This window comes from Streptomyces pseudovenezuelae (assembly GCF_029892565.1).
In the GTDB taxonomy this organism is placed as follows: Bacteria; Actinomycetota; Actinomycetes; order Streptomycetales; family Streptomycetaceae; genus Streptomyces; species Streptomyces pseudovenezuelae_A.
Genome location: NZ_JARXVH010000028.1, coordinates 13,507 through 29,640 on the forward strand (window position 1 = coordinate 13,507; position 16,134 = coordinate 29,640).

General features: G+C 68.7%; 14 protein-coding genes. 5 read left to right on the forward strand and 9 right to left on the reverse strand.

Annotated elements, in window-relative coordinates; genetic code table 11:
• The first annotated feature begins 119 nt into the window (after window positions 1-119).
• From M2283_RS46380 to M2283_RS46400, 5 genes are all read left to right on the forward strand, one after another.
• Complete coding sequence (locus tag M2283_RS46380; RefSeq protein ID WP_280882642.1) at window positions 120-1,556, forward strand: MFS transporter; 1,437 nt, start codon at window positions 120-122, stop codon at window positions 1,554-1,556.
• Between the two features lie 68 nt (window positions 1,557-1,624).
• Window positions 1,625-2,479 carry an LLM class flavin-dependent oxidoreductase gene (locus tag M2283_RS46385; protein WP_280882643.1) on the forward strand — a complete coding sequence of 285 codons (855 nt, stop codon included), beginning with the start codon at window positions 1,625-1,627 and terminating at the stop codon, window positions 2,477-2,479.
• Window positions 2,480-2,578: 99 nt separating this feature from the next.
• Window positions 2,579-3,196: an NADPH-dependent F420 reductase gene (locus M2283_RS46390; protein ID WP_280882644.1), complete on the forward strand. Its 618-nt coding sequence runs from the start codon at window positions 2,579-2,581 to the stop codon at window positions 3,194-3,196.
• Window positions 3,197-3,369: 173 nt separating this feature from the next.
• Window positions 3,370-4,038 (forward strand): NADPH-dependent F420 reductase, encoded by a 669-nt coding sequence (locus tag M2283_RS46395; RefSeq protein WP_280882645.1) that lies wholly within the window; start codon window positions 3,370-3,372, stop codon window positions 4,036-4,038.
• Window positions 4,039-4,291: 253 nt separating this feature from the next.
• Window positions 4,292-5,623 carry an ISL3 family transposase gene (locus M2283_RS46400; protein ID WP_280882646.1) on the forward strand — a complete coding sequence of 444 codons (1,332 nt, stop codon included), beginning with the start codon at window positions 4,292-4,294 and terminating at the stop codon, window positions 5,621-5,623.
• Window positions 5,624-5,688: 65 nt separating this feature from the next.
• Here M2283_RS46400 and M2283_RS46405 read toward each other — a convergent pair whose 3' ends face one another.
• From M2283_RS46405 to M2283_RS46445, 9 genes are all read right to left on the reverse strand, one after another.
• A complete protein-coding gene (locus M2283_RS46405; protein WP_280882647.1) occupies window positions 5,689-6,480 on the reverse strand; it encodes a class I SAM-dependent methyltransferase in 792 nt (263 codons plus the stop codon).
• A gap of 271 nt (window positions 6,481-6,751) precedes the next feature.
• On the reverse strand, window positions 6,752-8,680 hold the full coding sequence (locus M2283_RS46410) for an MFS transporter (protein WP_280882648.1): 1,929 nt from the start codon (window positions 8,678-8,680) through the stop codon (window positions 6,752-6,754).
• Window positions 8,681-9,153: 473 nt separating this feature from the next.
• Window positions 9,154-9,651: an Hsp20/alpha crystallin family protein gene (locus M2283_RS46415; protein WP_280882649.1), complete on the reverse strand. Its 498-nt coding sequence runs from the start codon at window positions 9,649-9,651 to the stop codon at window positions 9,154-9,156.
• A 41-nt stretch (window positions 9,652-9,692) separates the two neighbouring features.
• Complete coding sequence (locus tag M2283_RS46420) at window positions 9,693-11,474, reverse strand: FAD-dependent oxidoreductase (protein WP_280882650.1); 1,782 nt, start codon at window positions 11,472-11,474, stop codon at window positions 9,693-9,695.
• Window positions 11,474-11,734: a UBP-type zinc finger domain-containing protein gene (locus M2283_RS46425; RefSeq protein ID WP_263233558.1), complete on the reverse strand. Its 261-nt coding sequence runs from the start codon at window positions 11,732-11,734 to the stop codon at window positions 11,474-11,476. The genes M2283_RS46420 and M2283_RS46425 overlap by 1 nt, the downstream gene beginning before the upstream one ends.
• A gap of 6 nt (window positions 11,735-11,740) precedes the next feature.
• Window positions 11,741-12,199: a thioredoxin gene (trxA, locus tag M2283_RS46430; protein ID WP_280882651.1), complete on the reverse strand. Its 459-nt coding sequence runs from the start codon at window positions 12,197-12,199 to the stop codon at window positions 11,741-11,743.
• The gene (gene clpB, locus M2283_RS46435) at window positions 12,196-14,835 is read right to left on the reverse strand and encodes an ATP-dependent chaperone ClpB (protein WP_280882652.1); all 2,640 of its coding nucleotides are present in this window, start codon (window positions 14,833-14,835) and stop codon (window positions 12,196-12,198) included. The genes trxA and clpB overlap by 4 nt, the downstream gene beginning before the upstream one ends.
• A complete protein-coding gene (locus M2283_RS46440; RefSeq protein ID WP_280882653.1) occupies window positions 14,826-15,194 on the reverse strand; it encodes a chaperone modulator CbpM in 369 nt (122 codons plus the stop codon). The genes clpB and M2283_RS46440 overlap by 10 nt, the downstream gene beginning before the upstream one ends.
• On the reverse strand, window positions 15,194-16,129 hold the full coding sequence (locus tag M2283_RS46445) for a J domain-containing protein (protein WP_280882654.1): 936 nt from the start codon (window positions 16,127-16,129) through the stop codon (window positions 15,194-15,196). Before M2283_RS46445 ends, M2283_RS46440 begins: the two co-directional genes overlap by 1 nt.
• Window positions 16,130-16,134: the final 5 nt, after the last annotated feature.

Below are 16,134 nucleotides of genomic sequence, written 5' to 3' on the forward strand. Positions count from 1 at the left end.
CAAGGGCAGAGAAAATGAGCAGTAACGAGCCCTCCAGGGCCCCCCGCGTCTCAGTCGTCGCCAAAGCCGACGCAGCGCAATCGACGGTTCCACACAATCCGTACCACGAGCGACGGTGGATGGCTCTGGGCGTCGTCGTCACCGCCCAGATCATGATTCTGCTGGATGCGACTGTCGTGAACGTGGCGTTGCCTTCGGCGCAGGTCGACCTGGGCTTCTCTGACGCCAACCGGCAGTGGGTCATCACTGCTTACGTGCTGGCGTTCGGCAGTTTGCTGCCGCTGGGCGGCCGGCTCGCCGACGCGTACGGCCGCAAAGCCATGTTCATCGTGGGACTGCTTGGGTTCGCGATTGCCTCCGCCGTCGGCGGCGCGGCCCCGAACATTGGCACGTTGGTCACTGCCCGAGCCGTCCAGGGTGGGTTCGCCGCGATTCTCGCGCCGGCGGCGTTGTCGCTGATCACCGTGATCTTCACCGACCTCAGGGAGCTGAACAAGGCGTTCGGGATCTTCGGTGCGGTGTCGGGCAGCGCCGGCGCCATCGGCCTGCTGCTGGGTGGTTTGCTGACCGACTATGTGAGCTGGCGCTGGTGCATGTACGTGAACATCGTCCTCGCGGTCGTGGGACTCATCGGCGGACTCACATTGCTGCACAACTCCATCGAACCCGACAAGCCCAAACTCTCCGTGCCTAGCACGGTCGTCGGCTCGGCGGCGATTTTCGGGTTGGTCTTCGGCTCGGCCAGGGCCCAGACGGACGGCTGGGGCTCAGCAGTCACGCTGACGCCGCTCGTCGTCGGTGGTCTCCTGCTGGTCGGCTTCGTCGTGCTCCAGAAGGTCGACCGTCACCCGCTCATCCCGCTGCGCGTACTCGCCGACCGCAATCGCAGTGCGGCCTACCTGACGCTCTTCCTGGCGAACGCGGCGGTATTCGCAGTGTTCCTGTTCCTGACGTACTACTTCCAGGGCGTGCTGCGCTACTCGCCGATCACGACCGGCGTCGCGTTCCTGCCGCTGATGGTCACAATCGGCGTGGTAGCCACGCTGACCCAGGGCGTGCTGCTGCAGCGCCTGACCATGCGGTTCATCGTCGCCGCCGGCTTGATCGCCTCCGGTGCTGGGGCCGCCTTGCTGACCCAGGCCGATGCGGGCAGCCCGTACGCGGCCTGGGTGCTGCCCGGGCTGGTGCTGATCGGAACGGGTATCGGCTCGGCCGCCGTCGTGGCCGTCGCGGTCGGGCAGATGGGCGTCGAACCGCGCGACGCCGGCACCGCCGGGGCGCTCAACAATGTCTCACAGCAGCTCGGCTCAGCGCTCGGCGTCGCCTTGATCAGCACCTTCGTCGCCACCGCAACCAACCACTACCTGACCGACCATGGCAGCACGGCCGTCGTCGGTGCCACCGTGCACGGGTTCGCCATCGGATTCTGGTGGGCTGCGGGCCTTTTCTGGGCCGCCGCTGTCATCTGCGGCGCCCTGATCCGCGGCGGCACCAGCCTTCACCACGAGGCCGGCCAGCCAGAGCCTCTCGACGGAATCGTCAGCGCCCTGATCTGACAACACGCCGTGGGCGACGACGTCGCGCGTCGCGGCTGACCACACACGAACGGCTGAAGGAGACATCGATGCCTGACTATGGTCATCCCTTGCGTTTCGCAACATTCATTGGTCCCACGAACTCCCCGGCGACCCGTCCGGTCGAGTTGGCGCAGCTCAGTGAGCGGCTCGGTTTCGACTTCGTGACCTTCCAGGATCATCCCTACCAGTCGAGCTTTCTCGATACCTGGACTCTGCTGAGCTGGGTGGCCGCGCGGACCGAGCGCATCGGTCTGTCTGGCAATGTGCTCAACTTGCCGCTGCGTCAGCCTCCCGCCGTGCTCGCCCGCGCGGCCGCCAGCCTCGACCTGCTCTCCGGTGGTCGGATGAGCCTCGGGCTCGGGGCCGGCTTCTACTGGGATGCGGTGCAGGCGATCGGCGGACGTCGATTGACCCCGTTGCAGTCAGTGGCGGCGTTGAGCGAGGCGATCGACGTGATCCGCGGGGTGTGGGACGCCGACGGGCCCGGAGGACTGGATGTCGACGGGGAGTTCCATTCGGTCCACGGCGCCGAGCGCGGACCCGCGCCCGCACACGAGATCCCGATCTGGCTCGGAGCCCACAAGCCGAAGATGCAGGGCCTGGTGGGACGTAAGGCCGATGGCTGGTTGCCGTCGCTGCCGGTCATGGAGCCAGGCGGCCTCCAGAAGGGAAACGCGATCATCGACGACGCCGCGCGGGCCGCCGGCCGCGACCCCCGCGAGATCACCCGGCTGCTGAACATCTTCCCGGGTCAGCAGACCGCGGAGGCACTGGCCCAGATGGCCGTCGAGGAGGGTGTCAGCGTCTTCATCCTGGCCAGCGACGACCCGGACGTACTCGAACGCTTCGCCGCGGAAACTATCCCCGCCGTACGCGAACACGTCGCCCGCGAACGCTCTTAGCACTCCGCCCTGCGCGGCCAATGCTCTCGACGCAGCCCACCACACCGGCAAGACCCCTATTACCCAGCAGTTGATTGATAGACAGCAAAGGAAAACGTCATGACCACCATCAGCATCATCGGCTCGGGCAACATGGCCACCGCCATCGGCACCCGGGCGGCGAAGCACGGCCACACCATCGAGCTCATGAGCCGCAACACCGTCAAAGCTCAGGCGCTGGCCGACCAGATCGGCAATGGAGCCACCGTCGGCGCGTTCGGTGCAACGCCGGCAGGTGACATCGTCATCGTGGCCGTCCCGTACACCGGCGCAGTCGACGCGGTCATTCGCTACGACGGCGCGTTGGCCGGCAAGATCCTCGTCGACATCTCCAATCCCTTCAACACCGACGCCGACGGGCTCGCGACTACCCCAGGTCGCTCGGCGGCCCAGGAGATCGCCGCTGCCGCCCCCGAGGGCACACCGGTCGTGAAGGCGCTGAACTCGATATTCGGGCACGTCCTCGCTCACGACAAGCCCCTGGACGCGTTTCTTGCCGGCGACGATGCCGAGGCGAAGGCCCAAGTCGCGGCGTTTCTGAAGAGCATCGGCTTGCGGCCTCTCGACGCAGGAGGGCTCCAGATGGCGTCGGTCCTTGAATGGACCGGCCTCCTGCTAATGGGGCTGGCCCGCCACGGCGCCGGCTTCGACATCGCCCTCGGCGCAGAAGTCAACTGAACACATGGCTGTCTCGGCTGCCCCGTGCTGATCGGGTGAGGCAGATGGGCGGCTGTGTGACTGGTACGGCCTCTGTGATTCGAGGGCGACCGGTGTTCAAGGACGTCGTTCCTAGGCCGACATCGAGCAGTAGCAACGACAGAGCAGGTGCTTTCGAGAAGGGAAGCAGAACTATGACAACGGTTGGATTCATCGGAAGTGGGCAGATCGGAAGCGCGGTCGCGCGGCTCGCCATCGAAGCCGGGCACCGGGTGGTGCTGAGCAACTCGCGTGGTCCCGAAACGCTCGCGGACTTGATTGCGGAACTGGGGCCGCAGGCGTCGGCCGCATCGAGCACGGATGCCGCGGCGGCCGGCGACATCGTCGTGGTAGCGGTGCCAGTCAGGGCCTTTCCTGGGCTGCCCGCCGCGCCACTGGTCGGGAAAACAGTCATCGATACTTGCAACTACGGCTCCGAGCGGGATGGGCCCATCCCCGAACTCGACGATAAGTCGCTGCCCTCGAGCGCACTGCTGCTGCGCTATCTCCCGGACGCCGTGCTGGTGAAAGCGTTCAACAACATCTTCTACAAGCACCTGCTGTCACTCGGCCGCCCGGTAGGAGCAGCCGACCGCTCCTACCTGCCGATCGCCGGCGACTCCGCTGAGGCCAAGGCGACGGTGGCCGAGTTCATCGACTCGATCGGCTACAGCGTGGTGGACACAGGACCGCTGGCCGACAGCTGGCGGCAGGAGACGAGTACGCCGGTGTGGGGGACGCCATATGGACCGTACTCGGAGGAGGAAGGCCGGCCGGTCGGCGCGAATGCGATCCGCGCCGCCCTGGCCAGGGCCACGCGGTAACCGCAAGTCGGCGCGCGCCGCAGCACTTCTCGCTGCTCCCGCAAGGCCCATGAACGCGTGCAGCAGGTACACAAGATGGTCCCATAGAGGGGCCTGAGGAAGCGGGCCGTCGACAAGGCGCGCTCGACCTAAGCGGGCTCCAACAGATGAGAGTGTGGTCCTCGCCGCTGGGACCGGTGCGTCGGTGACGGGATAGTCGTCGAGGTCTCCCGAGGATGGACGTTCTCACACTGCTCATCTGGACGCTCTCGGCATGCCCGACGCTACCGTCGCGGCGCGCCCCGATCATGGGTTCACGCGCGCTGATCTGACCACGTTCTGCCGTCTCGATGAGCTCGGACTCGAGGTGACCGGCCAACGTCTCGCACCCGACCGGGCCGTGCTCGCCTTTCGGGTCCTCGAACCCGACCAGTGGTGCCGCTGCTGCGGTGGCGAGGGGACCGTGCGTGACACGGTGACCAGGCGGCTCGCACACGAGCCGCTCGGCTGGCGGCCCACGACGTTGGCGGTCACGATCCGCCGCTACCGATGCGCCGAGTGCTCGCACGTGTGGCGCCAAGACACCACTCGCGCCGCAGAGCCACGAGCCAAGCTGTCACGTCGTGGGCTGCGGTGGGCGTTGGAGGCTCTGGTAGTCCAGCACCTCACCGTCGCCCGCGTCGCCGAGGGCCTCGGCGTCGCGTGGAACACCGCCAATGACGCCGTGCTGGCCGAGGGCAGACGGGTCCTGATCGACGACACCACCAGGTTCGACGACGTCCGGGTCCTAGGCGTGGACGAGCACGTGTGGCGCCACACCAGGAAGGGGGACAAGTACGTCACCGTGGTCATCGGCCTCACCGGGATCCGCGACGGCACCGGCCCAGCCAGGCTGCTCGACATGGTCGAGGGACGCTCGAAGCAGGCGTTCAAGACCTGGCTCAGCGAACGCCCGCAGGGGTGGCGCGACGGGATCGAGGTCGTCGCGATGGACGGGTTCACCGGCTTCAAGACTGCTCCCGCCGAGGAGCTCCCTGACGCGACGACCGTGATGGACCCGTTTCATGTCGTGCGCTTGGCCGGCGACGCGTTGGAACGGTGCCGGCGACGGATTCAGCAGATCACCCGTGGTCACCGCGGTAGAAAGGACGACCCGCTCTACCGGGCCCGTCGGACCCTGCACACCGGCGCCGATCTCCTCACCAAGAAGCAGAAGGACCGCCTCGTCGCGTTGTTCGACGGCGCGGACCACGTCCAGGTCGAGGCGACCTGGGGAATCCACCAACGGATGATCGCCGCCTACCGCGAACCCGACCGCGTCAAGGGTCGCGAGCTGATGGTCAAGCTCATCGAGTCCGTCAGCGTCGGCGTCCCAACGGTGCTGAGTGAACTGATCACCCTTGGACGGACCCTCAAGCAGCGTGCCGACGATGTTCTGGCCTACTTCGACCGGCCCGGCACAAGCAACGGACCGACGGAGGCCATCAATGGACGGCTCGAGCACCTACGCGGCTCAGCCCTCGGGTTTCGCAACCTCACCAACTACATCGCCAGATCCCTGCTCGAGTCCGGCGGGTTCAGGCCCCGACTACACCCTCGATTGTGAAGAGCCGCCAATCTTCGAATGGTATTTGGTTGTTCACGGCCGTCTCGGCCGGCGCCGCCGCTGGGTCAGCCTGGCTTGACCGCCAGCGTCGCGAAATAGTTCGACATGTATTGGGCGGATGCGTTGGATTGATCCGGTGCTTCTGCGAAGCCGGTGAGGACGAAGCCCGCAGCGAGTTGCCCGCCGATCTGGTCGGTGAGGGTGTGACTGTATTCAAGAGGGGCATCCGCGCCGAACTTCGTGGCGCGTTCCTCGGCGGAGTACTGCGTGACATCGCTGTAGGGCAGCTTGTGCACGACGACCAGCTCGCCGCGCTCGTCGAGGGCCTCGTGGTCGAACAAGTACACATCAGGGTTGAGGAAGCCCACGAGCAGAGTTCCGCCCGGTCGCAGGACGCGGAAGCACTCACGCCACACCGGTGCCAAGTCGGGTACAAACAGGTTCGAGACCGGGTGGAACACCACATCGAATGCTGCGTCGCCCAAGGCGCTGAGGTCGCGCATGTCACCCAGGACGGTGCGCAGCTCAAGTCCGTCGCGCGCCGCCACCATCTGGTCCTGGCCGAGCTGGCGGGGCGAGTTGTCGAACACGGTGACCCGCGCCCCTGCGGCGGCGAGGATCGGACCCTGCTGACCACCGCCGGAGGCCAGGCACAACACGTCCTTGCCGGTCAGGTCCGTCGGCAGCCAGGAGCGGTCGACTGGCTCACGCCCGATGAGAACAATCGACCAGTCGCCCATGCGGGCGCGCTCGACATCCTCGGCGCTCACCGGCCTCGACCACTCGTTGCCCTCCTGGACGTACTTGTCCCAGGCTGCCCGATTATGGGCACCGGGGTCGACGACACGGTCCTGCACGTTTAACTCCCTGCTACAGCCCAGCGGACACCAGCGGTACCGACAGTTCGGCGCCGCCAGCCAACACGATCACAGGCGCGGGCTCAACGAAATTAGCGGGCGTCGAGGTGCCCCCGGGCTCGCCGGGTGGTTGCGCAGCGGGTGTGCAGGCGCTGGCTGACGGGGTGGCGGAAGCCGTAGGCGTCGCGGGCGACGGTCTTGATGACCCGGTTGTCGCATAGGTTCGCTCAGCTGAACAGAGACGCTTCATCGCTGCCTCCTTCTGCCCCGGTCACCGCTGGTAATGGGGGTCGCCCGGTGCGCTGTCGGGCCGGGCGGGTCTGTCCGTCGGCGCGTAGCTGCCGTTCGCCAGGCTCTTGGCCCGGGACTCCCCCACGGACTCACGCAGGGCACGGCGGAAGCGCCCGGGGCCCCAGGAACGGCCGCCCACGGCCTGTTCGAGTCGGTCGCGGCTCGTCGGACCGGCTTCTTGGAGCGCGTGGGTGATCTGTTCGATCTCGTCGTCGAGGCGTTGTTCGGCCATGGCGGACGTACGGCTTGCCGTGCCCGCGGTGCCGGCCATCCCCGGCGAGTACATGGTGCTGCCCGGTCCGGTGCCCGGGCGGTAGCGGCGGGCTCCGGCGCGCTCCCGCTCTCGGCGGGCGGTGCGGTCGGCGATCCGCAGTTCCCGCTCGTGCGCGGCCTGCCGGACGTGCGCGGGCCGGAGGCGGTCTCGTGCGTCCTGTGGCGCGGGCTCGTTGCGCCAGGCTGCCTCGGTTTCCTCAGCGGTGAGCGGCCGGGCGATGTTCTCCAGGGACTGCTGTTCGGCCCGGACACCGAAGAAGACCTCGGCCAGGCCGCCCAGCGCCATGGCTGCCGCTCCGACGAGGAAGCCGATGGCCACCAGGTCTGCATCGCCGCTGTGAATCAAGTGGCCGAACAGCAGCGGGCCGGTGATTCCGCCCACGGCCGTGCCGATCGCGAAGAACAGCGAGATGGACAGGGCTCGGGTCTCCATGGGGAAGACCTCGCTCACCGTCAGGTAGGCCGAGCTCGCTCCCGCGGACGCCACGAAGAAGGTCAACGAGACCAGCAGGAAGAACCACCATGTCGTCAGGGAGCCGTTGATCAGCAGGACGGCGAGGACGGCTGCCACGACGGCCGAGCCGAAGTAGGTGCCCGCGATCATCGGCTTTCTGCCGACGGTGTCGAACAGCCGACCGAGAAGGAGTGGTCCGAGGAAGTTGGCGATCGCGAAGAGGGCAAGGAAGTAGGGGATCGAGCCGGAGCCGATGTCGAAGAAGCCGTTCAGGATCGTGCCCAGGTCGAAGACGATCGCGTTGTACAGGAACGCCTGTCCGATGAAGAGCGCCAGACCGAGAACGGCGCGACGCGGGTATCGCCGCAGAGCCACGCCGGCGATCTCCGTGAACGGGATGACGTCGCGCTGCCGTACGGTGACCGCCTCTCCCGGTTCCGGCAGCTCGCGGCCGGTCTCTTGGCGCACCTCGGCCTCGATCCGGTCGACGATGCGTTCAGCCTCGGCTTGATGCCCGTGGATGAACAGCCAGCGCGGACTCTCCGGAACGTGGCGGCGTACCAGCATGATGCCCAGGCCCAGAATGCCGCCCAGGCCGAAGGCCAGCCGCCAGCCGAGGTCGGCTGCCAGCAGCCCCTCGTTGAGAAGCAGCACGGCGACCAGGCTGCCGAGCGCCGCACCGACCCAGTAGCTGCCGTTGATGGCCAGATCCACCTGCCCGCGGTTGCGGGCCGGAATCAGCTCGTCGATGGCCGAGTTGATCGCGGCATACTCTCCGCCGATGCCCATGCCGGTGATGAAACGGGCGAGGTAGAGGTACCAGGCGTCGTGGGCGAACGCGGTCGCGACGGTGGCGAGGATATAGATGCCGAGCGTGAGCATGAACAGCTTCTTGCGCCCGTAGCGGTCGGTGAGACTCCCGAACAGGAGAGCGCCCGCGCACGCGCCTGCCACGTAGATGGCGGCGGCAGTGCCTATGTCGGCGCTGGTCAGGCCGATGCCGCTGCCCGGCTCCGTCATACGGGCGGCAACCGCCCCGACGATCGTCACTTCGAGTCCGTCCAGAATCCAGACGGCTCCCAGACCGATGACGATCCGCCAATGGAATCGGGACCACGGCAGCCGGTCAAGCCGGGCGGGGACCTTGGTCGTGATGACACCGAGCTCGGCGGTGCTGGTCATGCCACACCTCCTCGATCAGGGCCTGGGCCGTTGCCTGGAGAGGGACAGAACAGGCCGGAATGGACAGGTCCGCATAGCGTGGTCTGCTGTGCTGCGCTGCCGCCTTCTGGGACACCGTTTTCGCTTTCTCCATGAGGGCGACACGATGCTCTGGCGCTGCGCGCGTGGATGCGGAGCGGAGGGAAGCAAGCGGTATCCGACGGCCCAGGACGCCGAGCGTTACGCACGGGCATTCGACCACGAGGACCAGGCGGACATGGGCCGGCGAGCACCGCTGGGTCTGCTCCCCCTTCGGCTGCTCCGCGCCTGGCGTCTGCGGCGCCGAAAGGAAGCCGGTGAGCAGCCGCGTGTCGAGTCTCCGCCGCCGTGAGGGGTTGTGACAGGGGACGTCGTTCATGAGCCACCTCGGGTGTCGAGCCTCGCCGGCCCGGCCGCGGTGCCTGATGGGTGTCCGGAACCGCGGCGTTCGCGTCTCAGCCGCTGCTCTCGGTGCTTTCACTCCTCTCGCTGATCTCGACGTGCCGGGGCTTTGCGACCTCGGCCTTGGGGACGGTGATGGTGAGCACTCCGTCCGAGATCTGCGCATTGATCTTTTCGGTGTCGACCTCTCCGGGCAGCCGCAGCCGGTACTCGAAGGCGCCGCTGCGGCGGGCGCTCCGGCGCAGGACGCCTTTGCGTTCCTTCTCCTTGATCTCTCCGGTGACCACCAGCTCCTGGCCGTTGGCTTCGACGTTGATGTCCTTGCTCTTGACGCCGGGGAGTTCGATCTCGACGTGGAAGGCGTCGTCGGACTCCGTGACATCCGCCAGTGGTGTCCACGCGACTGCGGGCGCAGTGCCTCCCACCGTGGACTCGATCAGTCCGCTCATCTCGCTGAGCAGTTGGTCGAACTCCGTCAGCGGATTGCGTGCCCAGCCAAGAGGCCTGTCCTGCATTGCGCCACCGCGGTGGGGCCGGACGGGCGTGGTCATTTCCATCGCCTCCTTCTCATGATCTCGTCGCCCGCTGGGTGTCATGCGAGCCAAGCGGACTCTTTCGGACGGGTGTGCGGAGAGCTGTCGGTGCCGCCGGGCGCGGCCGTGTGGTCCAGGTAGCGGTGCACGAAGTGGATGCTCATCGCGCCTTCGCCGACCGCGGAGGCCACGCGCTTCACCGAGCCGCTGCGGACGTCGCCGGCGGCGAAGACGCCAGGCAGACTGGTCTCCAACGTCAGGCAGTCGCGGCCCTGGCTCTGCCACAGTTCGGGAACGGAGCAGGCTTGTGCCTCCGCGCCGGTGAGCACGTAGCCGCGTGCGTCGAGGGCGAGCGCGCCGGACAGCCACTGGGTGTGAGGGTCGGCGCCGGTGAAGACGAACAGGGCCCGCACCGCAAGGTGGCGATGCTCGCCCGTACGGTGGTCGATCACGGTGACCGCCTCGAGCGCCTTGTCGCCGAGTGCCTCCGTTATCTCGGTGTGCAGCAGCACGCGCACCCGAGGGTGGCGCTCGATCTGATCGATCAGGTAGCGGGACATGTGCGCCTCGATGCTCGGCCCACGGACTAGCAGATACACCTGTGGTGCGTACCCGGCCAGAAAGAGCACGGCCTGGCCTGCGGAGTTGCCGCCGCCGACCACCGCCACCGGGTCGGCACGGCACTGCTGGGCCTCGTAGACGGTCGCCGAGTAGTGGACGCCCGTGCCCTCCAACGGCTCGATGCCGGGCACATGAAGGCGGCGGTAGCGGGCGCCGGTGGCCAGAACGACGGTACGGGCGGTGATCTCGCTGCCGTCGGCGAACCCGACGGCGTAGTGGCCGTCCCGCCGTTCGAGCCGGGCCGCTTCCGCCGGGACGCTGATCCGGGCGCCGAACTTGCCGGCCTGGAGCACGGCGCGCTCGGTGAGTTCGGCGCCGGAGATGCCGGCGGGGAAGCCGAAGCAGTTGTCGATGCGGGACGACGTCCCGGCCTGGCCGCCGGTAGCCATCGCCTCGACCACGGTCGTGCCGAGGCCCTCCGAGGCGGCGTTCACCGCGGCGGCGAGCCCGGCCGGACCGGAGCCGACGATCAGGAGATCGTCGCGGCCGTTGCCCGACGGCAGGGGCGGCAAGCCGATCAACCGGGCCAGTTCGGCGTTGCTCGGATTGCGCAGCAGGGTCGTGTCCCGCCAGATCACCAGCGGCGTCTGCTCCGGACCCACCGCGAAGCGGCGCAGCAGCGCCTCGGCCTCCTCGTCCGTCTCCAGATCGATCCAGCGGTGCGGCAGCCGGTTGCGGGCGGCGAACTCGCGCAGCCGCCGGGTGTCGGGCGAGTAGCGCGAGCCGATGATGCGGAACCCGGCGCCCTGCCCGACGAGCAGGGCACGGCGGCCCAGGCAGGCGCGCAGCACCACATCACCAAGGAGGGAGTCCCGGGTCACCAGGTCGCGCAGCTGATCCATCGACAGGGCGAGGACCTCGCCGGGGTCCCTGACCACGGCGGCGTAGAAGGCCACCTGTCCGTTCAGGAGGCCGAGTTCGCCGATGAAGCGACCAGAGCCGTGCACCCGCAGCAGGTGTTCATCGGGCGCGCCGTAGCCCTCGACGATGGCGACCGAGCCGCTGAGGACGACGTAGAACATCTCGCACCGCTCCCCCTCCCGGATCAGCACGTCACCGGCGTCAACCGCACGCCGCCGGCCATGCTGCGCCAGGCGGGCCATCTGGTCGTCCGACAGGCGGGGATAGGCGCCGTAGATGTCGGGGGTCTCGAAGGGGACGCTCTCCTCCGCCTCGTCCGGCACCGGCGCTGCGCCCGGCCGCGTCTCGTCGCCGGACATCACACGAACGCCTCATGGACGAAGCACCACCGCCAGTCCTCGCCGGGCTCCAGCGACGCCACGATCGGATGACCGTCGGCGGCGGCGTGACGGCGGGCGTGCCGGTTCGGCGAGGAATCGCAGCAGCCGACGTGGCCGCAGGTCAGGCAGAGCCTGAGGTGGACCCAGGGGGAATGAGTGGCCAGGCATTCCTCGCATCCCGGGGCGCGCGGGGTGACGGGGCGTACGAGGGCGAGGTGGGGGTCGGTTCGTACGGTCATGGCCGATCATCCTTTCCCGGCCGGTTCGCGGCCCGCGATCGACTGCTCCACCCACCGCCGCAGAGCAGGGGCAGGTGCGGCACCCGACTGCCGGGCGATGGTCTGTCCTTTGTCGAGGACCAGCAGCGTCGGTACCGCCTGGACCTCGAACCGCCGCGCCAGGCGCGGGTTCTCGTCGATGTCGACCTTGACCAGCTTGATCGTTCCCGCGAGATCGGTGGCGACCTTCTCCAGCGCGGGGCTCACCATGCGGCAGGGGCCGCACCAGGTGGCCCACAGGTCGACGACGACGGGCACGGTGGCCTGCTCGACGACCTCGGTGAAGTCGTCGTCACCCGCGTCGGCCATCCACGGCAGAGGCTGCTTGCAGTTGCCGCACGTGGGGCGGCCCTCGGCGGCCACGGGTACCCGGTTGGTGCGTCCGCAGTGCGGGCAGGTGACGTTGGTGGCTTGCACGGTATTCATGCCGCCCTCGCTCCCTTCCCGTCCCCGGGCTGGTCGTAGGTGACCACCAGTTCGCCCTGCTCGGCGTCGACGCGCACCGTCGCGCCGTCCTGGACGTCGCCGCGCAGCAGGGCGCGTCCGACCAGTGTCTCGACCTCGTGGGAGATGTAACGCCGCAGCGGCCGGGCCCCGTACACCGGGTCGTAGCCCCGGTGGGCGATCAACTCCCGAGCCGCGTCGGTGAGTTCGACGGTGATGCGGCGTTGGGCGAGCCGCTGCCGCAGCTCGTCGAACTGCAACTCCACGATCCGCTCGATCTGCCGCTCACCGAGCGGCTTGAACAGCAAGATGTCGTCGACGCGGTTGAGGAACTCCGGGCGGAAGTGCCCGCGCAGCTCGCCCATCACCAGGGCGCGGGCGTCCGGCTTGATCTCACCCTCGGCGGTGGCGCCGTCGAGCAGGTGCTCGGAGCCGATGTTGGACGTCATGATGATCACGGTGTTGCGGAAGTCGACCGTGCGGCCCTGAGCATCAGTGATGCGGCCGTCATCGAGGATCTGCAGCAGCGTGTTGAAGACATCGGTGTGCGCCTTCTCGATCTCATCGAACAGCACAACCGAGTACGGCTTGCGGCGTACGGCCTCGGTGAGCTGGCCGCCTTCCTCGTAGCCGACGTATCCGGGCGGTGCACCCATGAGCCGGCTGACGGTGTGCCGCTCCTGGTACTCACTCATGTCGAGGCGGACCATGTTCTCCTCGGAGTCGAACAGGGTCCGGGCGAGGGTCTTGGCCAGCTCGGTCTTCCCGACGCCGGTGGGGCCGAGGAAGATGAACGAGCCGATGGGGCGGCGAGGGTCGCGGATGCCGGAGCGGGCGCGGATGATGGCGTCGGCGACGAGCTTGACGGCCTCGTCCTGGCCGATGACGCGCTCGCGCAGGATGTCGTCGAGGCGCAGCAGTTTCTCGCGTTCACCCTCCTGGAGGCGGGAGACGGGGATGCCGGTCCAGGCAGCGACGATCTCGGCGATCTCCTCCTCGGTGACGACCTCGCGCAGCAGCCGGTTCTGCCCTTGTTTGGCGGCTAGTTGCTCCTCCTCTGCGGCGAGTCGGCGCTCCAGGTCCTGGAGGCGGCCGTAGCGGAGTTCGGCGGCGCGGTTGAGGTCGTAGGCGCGTTCGGCCTCCTCCGCCTCGTGGCGGACCTGCTCCAGTTCCTGGCGCAGGTCCTGCACGCGGCGGATCGCCTGCCGTTCGGCCTCCCACTGGGCGTGTTTGGCGTCGGCCTCGCCGCGCAGGTCGGCCAGTTCCCTGCGCAGTTCCTCCAGGCGGGCCTTGCTGGCGGGGTCGGTCTCCTTGGACAGGGCCGCGTCCTCGATCTCCAGGCGGGTGACGCGGCGGGTGATCTCGTCGAGTTCGGCGGGCATGGAGTCGATCTCCGTACGCAGCCGGGCACAGGCCTCGTCGACGAGGTCGATGGCCTTGTCGGGCAGGAAACGGTCGGTGATGTAGCGGTGGGAGAGCGTCGCTGCCGCGACCAGCGAGGTGTCCTGGATCTTGACACCGTGGAAGACCTCGAGGCGTTCGCGCAGGCCGCGCAGAATGGAGATGGTGTCCTCCACGCTGGGTTCGTCGACCAGGACCTGCTGGAAGCGGCGTTCGAGGGCGGCGTCCTTCTCGATGTGCTTGCGGTACTCGTCCAGGGTGGTCGCGCCGATCATGTGCAGTTCGCCGCGTGCCAGCATGGGCTTGAGCATGTTGCCCGCGTCCATGGCTCCTTCGGCGGCGCCCGCGCCAACGACCGTGTGCAACTCGTCGACGAAGAGCAGGATCCGCCCCCCGGCGGCCTTCACCTCGCTCAGCACGGCCTTGAGGCGTTCCTCGAACTCGCCGCGGTACTTGGCGCCCGCCACGAGCGAGCCCATGTCGAGGGCGAACACCGTCCTGTCGCGCAATCCTTCGGGCACGTCACCGCGCACGATGCGCTGGGCCAGACCCTCCACGATGGCGGTCTTGCCGACGCCGGGGTCGCCGATCAGGACGGGGTTGTTCTTGCTCTTGCGGCTGAGGATCTGGGTGACGCGGCGGATCTCGGCGTCCCGGCCGATGACGGGGTCGAGCCGCCCGGCCCTGGCCTCGGCGACCAGGTCACGGCCGTACTTCTCCAGGGCCTCGTAGGCCACCTCGGGGTTGGCGGAGCTCACGCGCTGGTTGCCGCGGACCTGGGTGAGCGCGCCGAGGAAGGAGTCCTGGGTCACGCCGTGCTCCTTCAGCAGGCGCCCGGCGGCGGTCGCCGAGCCCTCCTCGGCCAGCGCCAGCAGCAGATGTTCCACGGACACGTACTCGTCCTTGAGGCGTTTGGCCTCCCGCTCGGCCGCGTCCAGCAGCCGGGCCAAGCGCTGGGTGACGAAGACCTGGCCCGGCGCCGCGCCCGGGCCGGTCACCTGGGGCCGGCGGGAGAGCTCCTCGCGTACGGCCGCGCGCAACTCCTTGGGCTCGGTGCCCGCCTGCTGCACCAGCCGCGGGATCAGGCCCTCCTCCTGGTCGAGGAGGGCAAGCAGCAGATGTTCGCCGTCGACCTCGGTGTGGCCCAGGCGGCCGGCGGCGCTCTGGGCCTCCTGCAGGACTTCCTGTGACTTCTGGGTCAGGCGGTTCATGTCCATGGTGGTAGATCACTCCTCATGCCTGCACGCCGCAGCGCGGCTTCGAGCAAGCTGATGCGGTCGAGCAGATCGAGCACGAGACCGAGGGATGCGTAGTTCAGGCACAGCCCGGTGCGCAAACGTTGGACGCGGGCCAGGGCGGCCGGGGCCGTGGGGGCGAACACCAGCCGTCCGGAGGCGTCACGGCCCGCGTCCACCAGTCCGAGGGCGACATACCTACGGATCAGGTCGGGATGGAGGCCTGAGCGGCGGGCTACGGTCTCCAGGGAGAGCACGGGCACGGGCACGATCGCGTACTGCACGCCCACCTCGGTCGTGCGTGCGTGGGACGGGCGGGCCTTGGCCGCTCGGTCGGTCATCAGGTCCTCCTGGGGTCGAACGAGGAGACAGCGGCAAGTTCCTCCAGCAGCTCGCGCTCCCGGTCGCTCAGCCGGGACGGCACCATGATCCGCAGCTCCGCGTACAGGTCTCCGTTCACGCCGCGCGGGCCCGGCATGCCCTCGCCGCGCAGCCGCAGGCGCCGTCCGCTGGAGGACCCGGCGGGCACGGTCACCTTCGCCGTGTCACCGCTCGGCGTGCGCACCGGCACGGTCGCTCCCAGCGCCGCCTCCCACGGGGTGACCGGAAGCCTCACGTGGACGTCCCGGCCGTCGAGGCGGAACTCAGGGTGCGGCTGGATCCGCACCCTCAGGTACAGGTCCCCGGCGGGAGCGTCGTCGGCGCTCCCGCGCCCGCCCTCCCCGGCCAGCCGGATGCGTTGCCCGTCGACGGTGCCGGGCGGCACGTCGACCTGGTACCGGCGCTGGCCGCTCGGCCCGGCGAGGGTGACCGTACGGCGGCCGCCCCGATAGGCCTCCTCGACGGTGAGCGGCAGTTCGGCCTCCTGGTCGGCGCCGGGCACGCGCATTCGCCCGGTGCCGCCGAACAGCGAGCCGAACAGGTCCTCGACGTCGACCCCCTCGCCCCCGAAGCCTGCCGTGGAGTACCGCACCCGGGGACCGCCGCCGGTGGCCCGACGGGAGCCGTTGCCGGCTCCAGCGCCGGCGGCGACCCGCTCCTCCCAGTCCTCCGGGACCTGCCGGAAGTCCTCGCCGAAGCGGTCGTACCGGGCTCGCTGCTCCGGATCGGACAGGACGCTGAAGGCCTCGTTGATCTCCTTGAACCGCTCCTCCGCCTGGGGGTCCTTGTTGACGTCGGGGTGGTACCTGCGAGCCAGGGTGCGATAGGCCCGCTGGATCTCGTCCCGGTCGGCGGTGCGCGAGACACCGAGCACCTCGTAGAAGTCGCGTGCCATGGCCG

Excerpts from the sequence above, each read along its gene's own strand:
- M2283_RS46380 (WP_280882642.1), top strand. The coding sequence starts at position 120 with ATGGCTCTGGGCGTCGTCGTCACCGCCCAGATCATGATTCTGCTGGAT.
- M2283_RS46385 (WP_280882643.1), top strand. The coding sequence starts at position 1,625 with ATGCCTGACTATGGTCATCCCTTGCGTTTCGCAACATTCATTGGTCCC.
- M2283_RS46390 (WP_280882644.1), top strand. The coding sequence starts at position 2,579 with ATGACCACCATCAGCATCATCGGCTCGGGCAACATGGCCACCGCCATC.
- M2283_RS46395 (WP_280882645.1), top strand. The coding sequence starts at position 3,370 with ATGACAACGGTTGGATTCATCGGAAGTGGGCAGATCGGAAGCGCGGTC.
- M2283_RS46400 (WP_280882646.1), top strand. The coding sequence starts at position 4,292 with ATGCCCGACGCTACCGTCGCGGCGCGCCCCGATCATGGGTTCACGCGC.
- M2283_RS46410 (WP_280882648.1), bottom strand. The coding sequence starts at position 8,680 with ATGACCAGCACCGCCGAGCTCGGTGTCATCACGACCAAGGTCCCCGCC.
- M2283_RS46415 (WP_280882649.1), bottom strand. The coding sequence starts at position 9,651 with ATGACCACGCCCGTCCGGCCCCACCGCGGTGGCGCAATGCAGGACAGG.
- M2283_RS46420 (WP_280882650.1), bottom strand. The coding sequence starts at position 11,474 with ATGTCCGGCGACGAGACGCGGCCGGGCGCAGCGCCGGTGCCGGACGAG.
- M2283_RS46425 (WP_263233558.1), bottom strand. The coding sequence starts at position 11,734 with ATGACCGTACGAACCGACCCCCACCTCGCCCTCGTACGCCCCGTCACC.
- trxA (WP_280882651.1), bottom strand. The coding sequence starts at position 12,199 with ATGAATACCGTGCAAGCCACCAACGTCACCTGCCCGCACTGCGGACGC.
- clpB (WP_280882652.1), bottom strand. The coding sequence starts at position 14,835 with ATGGACATGAACCGCCTGACCCAGAAGTCACAGGAAGTCCTGCAGGAG.
- M2283_RS46440 (WP_280882653.1), bottom strand. The coding sequence starts at position 15,194 with ATGACCGACCGAGCGGCCAAGGCCCGCCCGTCCCACGCACGCACGACC.
- M2283_RS46445 (WP_280882654.1), bottom strand. The coding sequence starts at position 16,129 with ATGGCACGCGACTTCTACGAGGTGCTCGGTGTCTCGCGCACCGCCGAC.